The organism is Zhongshania sp. (assembly GCF_041584495.1).
Classification (GTDB): Bacteria; Pseudomonadota; Gammaproteobacteria; order Pseudomonadales; family Spongiibacteraceae; genus Spongiibacter.
In genome coordinates this window covers 1-12,383 of record NZ_JBFHDY010000107.1, presented here as the reverse complement: position 1 = coordinate 12,383, position 12,383 = coordinate 1, and the positions used below count along the sequence as shown (strand labels likewise).

General features: G+C 48.6%; 11 protein-coding genes. 9 read left to right on the top strand and 2 right to left on the bottom strand.

All coding sequences use genetic code 11. The features are described 5' to 3' along the window. A partial coding sequence (locus ABYP33_RS14735; RefSeq protein ID WP_373091920.1) for a hypothetical protein occupies window positions 1–207 on the top strand: 207 nt, incomplete at its 5' end. Between the two features lie 92 nt (window positions 208–299). Here the strand turns inward: ABYP33_RS14735 and ABYP33_RS14730 are convergent. Both ABYP33_RS14730 and ABYP33_RS14725 read right to left on the bottom strand, forming a co-directional pair. After that, the gene (locus tag ABYP33_RS14730) at window positions 300–2,396 is read right to left on the bottom strand and encodes a TonB-dependent receptor family protein (protein WP_373091919.1); all 2,097 of its coding nucleotides are present in this window, start codon (window positions 2,394–2,396) and stop codon (window positions 300–302) included. Window positions 2,397–2,448: 52 nt separating this feature from the next. After that, window positions 2,449–3,219 carry an HpcH/HpaI aldolase/citrate lyase family protein gene (locus ABYP33_RS14725; RefSeq protein WP_373091918.1) on the bottom strand — a complete coding sequence of 257 codons (771 nt, stop codon included), beginning with the start codon at window positions 3,217–3,219 and terminating at the stop codon, window positions 2,449–2,451. A gap of 186 nt (window positions 3,220–3,405) precedes the next feature. Here ABYP33_RS14725 and ABYP33_RS14720 point away from each other — a divergent pair, with 186 nt between their 5' ends. From ABYP33_RS14720 to tnpB, 8 genes are all read left to right on the top strand, one after another. Beyond that, the gene (locus ABYP33_RS14720) at window positions 3,406–4,611 is read left to right on the top strand and encodes a hypothetical protein (protein WP_373091917.1); all 1,206 of its coding nucleotides are present in this window, start codon (window positions 3,406–3,408) and stop codon (window positions 4,609–4,611) included. A gap of 2 nt (window positions 4,612–4,613) precedes the next feature. Then, window positions 4,614–6,338 (top strand): IucA/IucC family protein, encoded by a 1,725-nt coding sequence (locus tag ABYP33_RS14715; protein WP_373091921.1) that lies wholly within the window; start codon window positions 4,614–4,616, stop codon window positions 6,336–6,338. A 1-nt stretch (window position 6,339) separates the two neighbouring features. Then, window positions 6,340–7,542 (top strand): MFS transporter, encoded by a 1,203-nt coding sequence (locus ABYP33_RS14710; RefSeq protein WP_373091916.1) that lies wholly within the window; start codon window positions 6,340–6,342, stop codon window positions 7,540–7,542. 10 nt (window positions 7,543–7,552) lie between these two features. Next, entirely contained in the window at window positions 7,553–9,361 is a 1,809-nt protein-coding gene (locus tag ABYP33_RS14705) for an IucA/IucC family siderophore biosynthesis protein (RefSeq protein ID WP_373091915.1), read from the top strand. After that, complete coding sequence (locus ABYP33_RS14700) at window positions 9,358–10,527, top strand: type III PLP-dependent enzyme (RefSeq protein ID WP_373091914.1); 1,170 nt, start codon at window positions 9,358–9,360, stop codon at window positions 10,525–10,527. Before ABYP33_RS14705 ends, ABYP33_RS14700 begins: the two co-directional genes overlap by 4 nt. Window positions 10,528–10,538: 11 nt before the next feature. Next, window positions 10,539–11,672 carry a PepSY-associated TM helix domain-containing protein gene (locus tag ABYP33_RS14695; RefSeq protein WP_373091913.1) on the top strand — a complete coding sequence of 378 codons (1,134 nt, stop codon included), beginning with the start codon at window positions 10,539–10,541 and terminating at the stop codon, window positions 11,670–11,672. A 106-nt stretch (window positions 11,673–11,778) separates the two neighbouring features. Then, complete coding sequence (locus ABYP33_RS14690; RefSeq protein WP_373091911.1) at window positions 11,779–12,144, top strand: transposase; 366 nt, start codon at window positions 11,779–11,781, stop codon at window positions 12,142–12,144. Next, window positions 12,141–12,383: IS66 family insertion sequence element accessory protein TnpB (gene tnpB, locus ABYP33_RS14685; RefSeq protein ID WP_373091910.1), on the top strand; the 243-nt coding region annotated here is incomplete at its 3' end. The genes ABYP33_RS14690 and tnpB, both read left to right, overlap by 4 nt.

Sequence of the window (12,383 nt, the reverse complement as noted above, 5' to 3'; positions counted from 1 at the left end):
GTCGCCAAGATTAATGCCCCGGAAAATGAGTCTTTAGAGGCGGTCATCGCCGCGCATATCAAGCATATTCTCACCGAGACCAAGGGCCGAGTAGACGGCCCTTATGGCGCGGCTAAACGTTTAGACATCAATGTCAGTACCCTGCGAGCGAAATTGCGGAAGCTGAATATTGATGCCAATGCGTTTCGACCTATATCAGGGGATTAAATCGATTACCCTTGATGTGCTCTCTGTCGTACTTAAACGTTTTGTCGTCGACTCAATATTCTGCGAAGCTCACTTAAACTCCTTAGCGAAAATTAAAAACTATACTTTACCTCCACGCTGAGTGATTGCGGCGGTGCGGGGTAGCGACCAGATGGGCTCACATCAATACCTCGAAAATAGTATTCCTTATTAAAGAGATTATTCGCAGCTAGGCCGGTGTAAAGCGCTTTGCCGCTAGCAAGGGGCGAGGTTTTACTCAGCTGTAGATTCCAAACTGTGTAGGACGGTAGCTGACCTTTAGTGCCACTCACATCCTCCGTGCGGGTATTGGCAGTGTCGCTAAAGCCACTGCTGAAATAAAAGCCAGATAGCGTGATATCAAGATAAGCAAAAGCGTAACTAGCGTCCCAGGACAGTTGATGTTTAGAGGCATGAGGCAGTTCTTTGCCGCTATTCGCACCTTCGCGCTGTTCGCTATCTAAGTAATTATATGCCGCGTGTAATTTTAATGAGCTCAGACTAATCGGTGAGTAGCTGCTTTCTAGCTCAAAACCTTGGTGACGTGTTTCGCCCACATTGTCGAAGCTCTGCTGTGTGCTGTTGTATATCAGCTGATCGGTGAAGTCGATTTGATACACCGACAAGCTCAATGATGCATTTGCATTTGTGGTGATTCGAGCGCCAGCCTCATAGTTCCAAGCCAGTTCGGCGCCTTCTTCACTGGTTCCACGTATTACGGCAATTTGCGGTGCGCGCAAGGAGCGCTGGGCGTTGGCGAATACGAATAAATTTTGATTTACTTCGTATCCTACCGTAAGTCCGGGTAACAGCTCGGTGACGGAATTGTCGGTCACGGCGGCACTGCCACGGTCGCTAAAATCCATGTTAAGGTGTTCGTAGCGCAGTCCCGGTGTAATTGTTAGGCGCTGATTCAACAGTTTAACCTCGTCGCTAACATAGGCGGCAATTGCCGAGGTATCGAGCGACCAATTGCGGGGGGTGCTGGTAATATTTGTGCTGTTGTCGGTTTGTATTAATTTGTAGTCGATGTCTTCCTTTACCAGACGTGTGCCAAGGGTTAATTTATGGGAGAGGGCGCTGCCGCTAAATTGAAAACTTACACGTGGCTCGGTGCCCCACACCTTAAACTCGCGGGGCGAGCTGCGCAGGTGTGTTGCTGGCGCTGCTGGGTCTGCCCAGTGATTGGCGCTGGGGTCAGTGCTAAAGTCCCATTCGAAATTTCGTGTCGACTCGTGAGCAAAACTGGTCCAATTAAATTCGCCAGCGTCAGCGATATCCATATTGCCTATCTGCTGATTGTAGCGAGCACTAAAGCGTGTGGTGTCACCTTGGAATTTATCATTGGGGCGTTGCGACTGATCGCGATCTTCCGCGTAGGCCTGTGCAGTTAAGGCGCCAGGCATTTCGGTTTCTGCGTCGTAGCGCTGCAAGGACATATCCAATGTTTGCTTCGTACTAATGTCCCAGCGGGCTTTGAGTATCCAATTGTCTACATCGGTATCTGAGTGCTCACGAAATGACTCGCCGGTGAGTCGATTCCCCTCGAGTTGAACGGCAAACTCATCGCTAAGCGGGCCGCCGGTGCGTATATAGGTGTCGCTTAAAATATTGCCGCCTGAAAATACGCTTAGCTTTTCCTCCAAGCTCGTTTCCCAATCATTAGGAATTGCCTTGGTAACCAAATTAATGACGCCGCCCACATTGTTAGGGCCGTATTGAACAGCGGCACCGCCACGAACAATATCGATGCGATCAAGGCTTTTAAGGGCGGCGGGAAACAGCGATTGGCCAGTGTGGCCATAGGGTGCCAATGTGAGCGGCACACCGTCGAGCAAGAACTGAGTATAACCGCTGCGACTGGCATTGAGGCCGCGTACCGCAACATTGGGTAAAACCCCGGTACCCGTTTCATCCTGAATTTTGATACCGGGCACCCGCTGCAGCGCATCGTCTATCGATAGCACCGCGTTGCGCTTTAAATCCTCTGCACTGATTACAGTGCGATTACCAGGATAAACATGTACTTCTGCGGCTGTAGACTGGCCCAGTACACTACCAATTACATGCACCTCTTCAACCTCAGGTGATTTCGCGGCCACTGCCGCGATTGAATAAATTTGCGCGCACGTCAGCGCGACTGTGAGATTAAGTAGCGTTTTACTAGGCATAATTATTCCTTGCACTTAAAAATTAAAATAGCATGAGAGAAAAGGGGAGGTGTCAACGCCTAGTTTTTAGCATGTGTAAATGGGACTGCAGTGCTCTGAACACCATGCCGCGATCTTCACCTGCGAGAAATGCGTTTACTCCTGCATTGCGCCAAGCATCTAACTGATCAACTTGACGAGGGATGGCGCAAAACGGAACGCCTGCATCGGCACAGTGATTTGCCATGGTTCTTAGAGCTGACTGCACAGCCTTATGTTGGACATTAGCCCCGTAGCCCATGGCAATACTTAAATCCAATGCACCTTCAAGCACCATGTCCACACCAGAGAGTGCGAGTATCTCTGGCAACGCCGCCAAACCTTCGGGATTTTCAATCATTAGTATGAGCATAACTTCGCTATTTGCTAAGGCCATATAGTCATCAAGGCTCAATGCCCCAAAGCCCGTGTTTCGGCCGCCTGTGATGCCACGCTGGCCTATAGGCGGGAATCGCACTGCAGATATAGCGGCCCTTGCTTGAGCGACCGTGCTGACGCGCGGTATTACTATGCCCATAGCGCCAGCGTCCAATAAACGCGGAATCATGGCCTTGTCGTCAAGCGGCACACGAACGAATGGCGCTATACCTGCGCATTCTGCGGTGCGAATCGCATGATCTAGAACCGCGGGTGGCACCAACTGATGCTCAGTGTCAATTACAACAAAGTCATAGCCCGCGTGGCCGAGCATTTCACAGACAAGAGGCAAGGGAAGTGAATTGAGTATCCCAAAAACTTCTTCGCCCGCGTTGACCTTAATTTTGATGGCATTTGTGCCGATCATTCCCTGCTTTACCTCAATAATTAATTAATATCGCCTTACTTGGCTTGTAAGCACAAGACTCATTTAGAAAGCCAAGATACAAGATCTGCCAAGCTATGTAAATGGTAATGATAATGATTTGCATTACGAGGTGATTGAGCGATAGAATCCGGCGTCTATCAACCTGTCTCGGATGGAATTCTTACAATGCAGCGAAAATTAGTATTGATTGCGCATGTGCTCAATAAGGCGGTAACAAATGGTTTTGTACCAGCGGGTAAAGCGCTGGAATATGATGTTATTTTGATAACCGACCACGCCTTGGAGTACGGCAAATTTTTTAAGAACAAGCTGGACGAAGCGCCTGCAAATATTTTTGAATGTGATGTCTTTAATCCAATCGCAATAATTGACCTCCTGCACGCGTTAAGTATTGTGCCAGATGTTGTGTTCTCGAATAGCGATCATTTACAGACCGCTAGTGCGCTGGTCGCGGAGTATTTTCAACTGCCTGGCAAGCCGTGGTCTACTTGCTACCGCGCCAAAAACAAAGCGGCAATGCGCACCTATTTAGAACTATTAAGCTTACCCACAACCTGGTTCCAAAGAGTGCAAGCGGGCACCGAACTACCAAGAGATATTAATTACCCCGTTATTGCCAAACCTTGCGAAGGCGTTGCCAGTATTGATGTCAGTCTTTGCTATAACCATCAGGATCTAGAAGATTATTGCCGCGTGTTTTTCCGTAAGAATGCCGGCGCGACAATTTTGTTAGAAGGTTTTCTCGAAGGTACTTTATTTACTTTGGAGACCCTAGGTGATGGCAAATCTATCCAAGCCATAGGGGGGTTCGATGTGGCATTGTCTGAGCCGCCGTATTTTGTTGAATTGGAGGCGCAATGGAACGGCGAAAAAAGTGTTAAATGGCGAACCGAGGCACTAACTCAAATTAAAAAATTCGGCGTTGGTTTCGGAGTTTGTCATAGTGAATTCATTGCGACAGAAGGGGGGCCAATTCTTGTTGAAATTAATTACCGTAGCATCGGCGATGGCCGCGAGTTTTTGCTCAATAAGCTGTTAACCTTTAATTGGTTTGAAACGATTATAAGGCTACACGCCGGTCAACCCATCAATGAATTTCCCCATAGCGATAGGGACGGGATTGTCCGCTATATAACAGCCACGAGTTCTGGCGTTGTAGAGAATATAAGTGGCGACCATTGCCATGAACACGAAGGGATAACTCTGAATTTTCAGCAGCTAAAACAGCCTGGTGACTTAATTCAGATTAGTCATTCAAATAAAGACTACCTCGGTATTGTGACCGGAATTTCAAGCAATTCTCACAAACTTAAGCTTAGTGAAGAAGTCGATGACTTCATCCAGCAACTAAGCTGGGAGGTGCGCGGGTGAGTATGTGCTATATCACTTGCAGAATCATTGACGCCTGCCTACGTGAGAATGTGTTTGGCCTATTAGACAATGCTGTTGCTATCGAGGCGCCAGCGCAGATTCAAAAAGACCCCGACGTTACGTGGTTGTTATTAAAAATAGGGCAACGTGAGCTGCTATTGCCAGTACGTCCAACGCGCTATATGCAATTTTGGCGGGGGATTAGTGATTATTGGTTTGAAAAGCAGCTTGGTAGATGGGAAAAGCGTTCGGGCTACACTAATTGGTTAGCACTACTTGGTGCCGGCGAAGACGAGGCCACTCAAAAGGTGATACGGGATTATTGCCAAGAAGCAGATACCGCAGTGCTTCATCGGCGGCATTGTCACCAAGCTTACCAAGATCAGATCGAACATTTAGGACAAAAGGTGACTAATATCTCCCAATGGCAACATCGTATGCTGTTTGGTGAGCAGGTTGCCGCTTTCCAAGATCATCCTTATTACCCGACAGCACGCGCGAAATCTGGGTTTGATGAGGTGGCGCTACGCCTTTATGCCCCAGAGTTTGCACCTAGTTTCCAGTTGCGCTGGCTTGCAGTGCGCCGCACAGATGTAACACAAACTAGCCAAGTTCCGGCGTGCTGGCCGAGCTTTTCTGATACGGGTTTGCCTGCCGATCTTGCAGTTTCTCACCAATTGTTTCCGGTGCACCCATTGACATGGGATGCTTTGACTAATTTACCTCAGGGTGTTGTTAGGGCGCCAAACGCAGTGCTGACCGTGCGGCCGACCTTATCTGTTCGTACGGTAATGGTCGAAAGTGAGCCACAGTTTCATATCAAGCTCCCACTCTTTATGCGCTCCCTCGGCAATAAAAATGTGCGGCTGATCAAGGCCAGTACGCTCTACGACGGGCATCGGTTTAGTCGTTTGCTGATGGCTATCGCGCATCAAGACCATACTTTAACGGGCCGATATCAACATTGCGACGAACAACATGGGGCGCATATTGGTGAAGAGAAGCAGCTTGCCTATATTGTTCGACGTTATCCGCAGTCGGTTTGCGATAACAACAGGAATTGCCTAGTTCCAGTGGCCGCTTTGGCGAGTGAAATGCCAGATGGTCGCCTGTACTTACAAGATTTAATCGATGCCTTTTATGACGGCAATGTCGATGCCTGGCTTAAGGAGTATCTGGATCTTATGGTTGGCGTCCATTTGCGTTTATGGCTGGTATACGGTATTGCCCTTGAGGCGAATCAACAAAATGCGGTATTGGTTTTTGATTGTGAACAAGCCTTGACCTTGCTCATGAAAGATAACGATGCTGCGCGCCTGTGGCCAGCACGATTTTGTGGGGCAATGCCAAGCTGTTCTGCTGACCTCGCTCAGTTTATTGACACCCGAATTCTAGTGGACGACGAACTTCCACTTGCCCAAATGTTCACCACCATTACCTTGCAATTGAATATTACCGCCATATTTGAAGTAATGATTGATAAGTCCTTGGTGTTGCGAGAAAACGTTTATGGCGCTTTGCAGCAAACAATTGCACGTACGCTGAACGCACTGGCTGAAGAGGGGGTCGAGGTTGCATACGCTAAGCAGCATCTACTAGAAAGTGAGCTTCTCTACGTTAAATATTTGCTGAGTGCTGGCAGTTTAATGACAAAACGACGGAGCGGAGCCGCAGATATCAATAAATTTTATGGGCTTAGTGCGCCTAATTTTTTGAGGGTACGATAACGTGACGGCGCCAGATATTTCGTACTCAAATCGTGTGGATAGGCCTTCCCCGCAAGCTCATTTATTAATTCTCGTGTTGCTATGTCATTTTCTGTCTGCGTTTACGGCGTTGGGTATGCCATTATTTTTACCGCGTATGCTCGTCTCAATTGACCCGCTGTTAGGAGACTATTGGGTGGGGTTCCTATTTGTGGCACCTAGCGTATGCACTGCTTTGGTCGCTGCGTATTGGGGCCGATTCGCCGATAAATATGGTAAGCGAGCCTCGCTACTGCGGGCCCAGCTTGGCTTGAGCTTAGGCTTTATTGTGTCGGGGTTTGCCTCTTCAATTGAGATTTTTACCCTAGGTTTGATTATACAAGGCTTGTGCGGTGGCACATTGGCCGCATCTAATGCCTACTTGTCGAGTATGCAGATGGGCAAGGAGCTTGCCCAAAGTTTGAATTACACTCAACTCTCTGCACGGTTGGCCCTGTTATTTGGCCCCGTCGTGTTGGGGCTGTTTACACGTATTGCTGAGCCACTTATGGTTTATCGCTATCTCGCGTTATTACCTTTGCTGGCCTTTGTAATAGCGTGGTTCTTCCCGGAAAATAGGGAGAGTAAAAACAAATTCGCATTAACAAAAGATAAATCAGCTAGCGCAATTAAAAACAGAGCAAAAGCACAGTGGAATGCCGAATTAACAACAATTATTACGCTGCAATTCCTGTTCAGCTTTTCGATGGTTGTTACATTTCCTTACTTTTTACAGTTTTCTTACCAGCTCGGCTTAGCGAACGACAGTGTAATTGGCCTAATTTACAGCCTGCCACATCTTGTATACCTCGTCCTGATCTATTTTGTTGGCAAGTTTTACTGGTCGCCGCGATCCCAAGCGACGATGGGGCTGATTGCGCTTGGTTTGGCTTGCGCGGGGCACAGCATGGTAGAGAGTGTTATTCCGCTCTGCTTCCTACGCCTGCTATTCGGTATAGGCATGGTGCTGAGCTATAACGGTATTCATCGCTTATTAAGCGACCAACTTCTAGATGGAAGCGCTGGCTTTATTTTTGGACGCTTCGATGCGTGTGGAAAATGGGCTGGCGTCGGCGCCGGATTACTCGCTGGATTATTAGTTACGTTCACAAATCCGGTTGCCCCCTTTATCGTCGCCACCGTGAGTTCGTTAATCGCCGTGATCTTGTTAATAAAACGCGCCTAGGTATTATCTTATGACCACTACAACATTACTCATTGAACCACTTCAGCAATTTGAGAAAATTTTCTCGCCACCAGCTGCCGGTGTGCAGCAGCCTTTTTTGCAAAATTTGTACCGCGCACTGGCAGGGCATAATGCAATTGGCAATTTGCTTAATTGTTATATTCGTGAATATGCCGTTGAGGCGAAGGAAGTCTGCTTGGACGCCGTCGTAAGCGATGCTCCACAGGTCTTGCAAAGAAATACCTCTCGGTCACAACTTGTACACATAGATTTTAAGCAATCTCGTACTCGATTACTTATTCGAGCAGATAGGGTTAGTTTGCTTGGCCGTTGTCGATTTAGCTCAAGTCCATATTTAAAGGTTGAAGGGAAACCCTGGACCTTGGTTACAGCACAAGACCTGTGTCAGTTTCTACTGGAGCACCTAGCAAAAAATTTAAATAGCGATTTTAATGATGAGTTACTTGAGCAGGTTGGCAATAGCATCCAAGCGACACAAGCCTTTTTGAGTCGACGCAAAACGCGAACCCCTTTCGCTGATCGCTTTCTGCGAGCAGAACAAAGTTTGCTATGGGGCCATGCAATGCATCCAGCACCGAAAAGCCGCCATGGTGTTGCTATGGACGATATGCTGTCTTGTTCACCAGAAGTGTTTTCTTCATTTCCGCTGTATTGGTTTCGAGTTGACCCAAAGATAATTGATACGCTCGGCGACTGCGATTTCTTGCCAATCGAAATGTTCTCTGCCCTACACGGCAAGTCTGAGATTCTGTATCCCTGCCATCCGTGGGAAGTCTATAGCATTATGCGGCATCCCGAAATCCGTGATGCAATAGCCGATGGTCGGATAAGCCCCATTGGATTTTTAGGCCAAAAAATGGCGCCAACGTCCTCTGTTCGGACCTTGTATCACCCAGATCTTAGCGCGCAGTTAAAATTCTCAATTCATGTGCGGTTGACGAACTGTGTACGGAAGAATGCGTGGTACGAACTAGAAAGTGCCGTGGTTTTGAGTCGTTTGTTAAAACCGATACAGTCGCTGGCTAGGCAAACCTTTCCAGAATTTGAAATGATGCCAGAGCCCATGGCCACAACCCTGAAGCTAGACAGCAAGGAGTGCCGTGAATCCTTTGGTATTTTATATCGCGAAAATCTTTCGAAATCACAGCGAGAGCAATATTCGCCAAGTTTAGCGGCCAGTTTATTTGCATGGGGTGGCGACGGAGAGAGTGTGCTCGTTAAGAAAATTAGCAAGTTATCTCGCGACTATTCCTGCGGCTACAACACAATGCTTGAACGGTGGTTTACATCTTATGTGAAATGCCTATTGCCGGGAGTACTGCACTATTTTTTCCATCATGGGGTGGTGTTTGAACCGCATTTGCAAAATATATTGATTGGCTTTGAAAATGGCATACCATCCAAAGTTTGGGTTCGCGACTTGGAGGGGACAAAGGTGTTGCCGGAGAAGTGGCCTACGGCAACATTCTGCGAATTATCTGCAAGGGCTCGTCAATCAATCTATTATAGCCGCGCCCAGGGCTGGAATCGCATAGCCTATTGCGCCTTGATCAATAATCTTAGCGAAGCGATATTTCATGGTGCGGCGGGAGACCCTCTTGTCGAGGAGCATTTGTGGCGGCTGCTCAGTAAAGAAATCGCGCAATGGCAGTATCAGTACGGCGACGAGCCGGAATTACAAGCCCTGCTGAACGGCGCGCCAATCCCGAGTAAGAACAACTTTACCACGCGTTTATTGAAACAGGCCGACCGCGCATCTGCTTATACATTTCTACGCAATCCCATGGTGACGATGTGAAAAGACTTGATGATGCTCTACAGGCGTTAATCAGCGATGAACCACTGTGTGCCTATATTTATGATCTGGCGGCATTACGAGACCACAGCCGTGCAATGACGGGCGCACTGCCGCCAAACGCCGAATTGTTTTATGCAGCAAAGGCAAACCCCGACGCCAGGATTCTAGATGCTTTACGGCCAATTGTGGATGGCTTTGAGGCCGCTTCAGGCGGGGAATTTCAGTGGTTGCAAGCGTGTCAGCCAGATATGCCATTAATCTTCGGCGGCCCTGGCAAGCTAAAAAGTGAGTTAACAATGGCTTTAGAGAAGGGGGTAGAATCAATTCATGTTGAGAGCCAGACTGAGCTTTTGCGTCTAGCTCACATAGCAGACAAGTTGGGATGCCAAGCCCCAGTCCTTTTGCGTATGAATATTGCACTGGATGGTATTGCTACTACGCGGTTAACCATGGGTGGCAAGCCGACGCCCTTTGGCTTTGATGTTAGTGAGCTCGGTGCTGCGCTGGCGGTGATTGCAGGGCACCCACAGCTGACGCTAAAAGGATTTCATTTCCATTTATTATCCCACCAGTTATGCGACATCCGTCATATACAATTGATGAAACTCTACTTTCGCACGTTTAAGCAATGGTGTGCGCGCTACAGCTTAGATGTGTCGGTATTGAATGTTGGGGGCGGAATGGGGATCAATTATATAGATACCTATTCCCACTTCAACTGGTCTAGGTTTTGTGAGAAATTGCACCAATTGATTGCCTTGGAAGAGATGGAAGACACGACCATCCGGTTTGAGTGCGGTCGATTTGTAGCTAGTCAATGCGGCTATTACGCGATGGAAGTGCTGGATATAAAAGCGAATCATGGCGAATATTTTGCGGTTTGTCGCGGCGGCACCCACCATTTCCGTACGCCAGCAGCACAGGGGCACAGCCATCCCTTTTTTATAGTTCACGGTAAAAACCGTGAGAAGCCGCTTTGCAACACCACGGTGAGTATTGTGGGTCAGCTGTGTACACCCAAAGATATTCTTGCCCAGCGGCCTGTTGATTCCCTCGCAATCGGCGATTATGTGATTTTTCCGCTTGCAGGCGCTTATGCCTGGAATATTTCGCACCAAAATTTCTTAATGCACCCGCCGCCACTCGTTCATTATATTAACGAATAGGATCTTAGCCCTTGTTAAAATTTTTACACCGTTACCTAGGCTTAACCGTGGGTAGCGTTTACGCATTACTTGGCCTCACTGGCAGCATTTTAGTGTTCGATCACAGCATTGACGAAGCACTGAATTCGGATATTTACTTCATTGCTGAGCGAGGCAACCCACTGTCTTTACAGCTACTTATGCAAAGGGCTCAGGTACGCTTGGCCGACGGCGGCAGAATTGTGTTTATCGAAATTCCAAACACTGCGGGCCGTGCTTACCGCTTCTTTTCAAAAAGTGCGGCGGATGATCGCCTTGAAATTTTTGTAAACCCCTACACTGGTGAGGTAATCGACACCCGTATTTGGGGTAATTATTTCACTTCGCTCATTTACGACCTTCACTCAAATCTTGTCTCGGGTTCGCTAGGGCACGTCATAGTAGGCATCGTCGGCCTAGTGGTATTGCTGATGTTGCTGAGCGGGCTTTACCGCTGGTGGCCAAAAAAGCGGCGCTGGCGCAGCGCCTTGTTAGCGCAAGGTCGCGCTGCGCCAATACCTCGTCTTTTTGATCTGCACCGTTTGACAGGTGCGTATATGGCCGTGTTTCTCATCGTATCTGCTACGAGCGGCGTGTATTTATGCTTTCCTGGGCAATTCAAAGCAGTGGTGGCCTGGGCCTTGCCGGTGGCGGACCCTGAGGCTGTCACAATCGCTGCGCCGTCTCCGGGCACTAATCCAGCGGCGGGCACGGCATTAGACTTAGGCCGGAATGTAGACACCGCAATAGCGCTCGGTAAGGGCGCTTTTCCCATGGCAACCTTAAGCCGAGTTTACCCCCCTGCAACGGCCAATGATCCAATAAAATTGCGTTTTAGCCAGCCCGGTGAAGTGAACCGCAGAGTAGGGCGCAGTGAAGTGTTGGTAGACCCTTATCGCAATACGATAGTGACAGTGAAAAACCCCTTCAATGCACCAGTGGGAGACAGCGTTTTGTATTGGTTATTTCCGCTCCACAATGGCGAAGCTTTTGATCTGCTTGGTCGTTGTTTTGTATTTGTGCTTGGGTTTGTGCCGCCGATATTATTTGGGAGTGGGTTGTTGTTTTGGCGGAAAAGGCAACAGACGCGTTTAAAAATTCGCCGCACAGCCTGTCGGGCGCGGTGACATTGCCGTAGCGCCCGTCTAAAGTAACCGTTCGGTAAAACCACCTTCCCATCCTATTTAAAGATAGTAGCCTTGGTGTCCACCTAATACTAAGTGGACACCAACAATGGATACTCAAGGATTACTTCCCGCGCCAGCCAAACCACCGCGCCGCAAACATTCGCTTCAGTTTAAGGAGCAAGTCGTGGCAGCGAGTTATGCCGCCAATACTCCGGTGGCAAGCGTCGCTCAGCAGTTTAATATTAATGCTAATCTCGTGCATAAATGGCGGCGCCAGTTTGAAGCCGCTGCGACGGATAGTAGTGGTGACTTTATTAAAGTGGCGCCGCGAATGCCCGCCAAGGCAATGAACGCCTCATGCCCTGATGCCACGCTAAAAGTCGAACTAAGCAGCACCCTTGGTCCTGTCACGATCCACTGGCCAATGGCTGATCTCGCCGATTTAGCTTCTTGGCTGAAATCCCTGTCATGATTCGCATCGACGAGATTTGGTTAGCGCGAGAACCTTTAGATATGCGCGCAGGGCCAGATACCACTTTGGCGCGCGTGGTACAGAGCTTCGGCGAAGCGCGCCCGCATTGTGCTTACCTTTTTGCCAACAAGCGGGCCAATCGGATGAAGGTATTGGTGCACGATGGCTTTGGTTTGTGGCTAGCGGCCCGCCGATTGCACAAGGGTAAATTTAGTTGGTGCGCGCTGCGTGAAGGGCGG

Excerpts from the sequence above, each read along its gene's own strand:
- ABYP33_RS14730 (WP_373091919.1), bottom strand. The coding sequence starts at position 2,396 with ATGCCTAGTAAAACGCTACTTAATCTCACAGTCGCGCTGACGTGCGCG.
- ABYP33_RS14725 (WP_373091918.1), bottom strand. The coding sequence starts at position 3,219 with ATGATCGGCACAAATGCCATCAAAATTAAGGTCAACGCGGGCGAAGAA.
- ABYP33_RS14720 (WP_373091917.1), top strand. The coding sequence starts at position 3,406 with ATGCAGCGAAAATTAGTATTGATTGCGCATGTGCTCAATAAGGCGGTA.
- ABYP33_RS14715 (WP_373091921.1), top strand. The coding sequence starts at position 4,614 with ATGTGCTATATCACTTGCAGAATCATTGACGCCTGCCTACGTGAGAAT.
- ABYP33_RS14705 (WP_373091915.1), top strand. The coding sequence starts at position 7,553 with ATGACCACTACAACATTACTCATTGAACCACTTCAGCAATTTGAGAAA.
- ABYP33_RS14690 (WP_373091911.1), top strand. The coding sequence starts at position 11,779 with ATGGATACTCAAGGATTACTTCCCGCGCCAGCCAAACCACCGCGCCGC.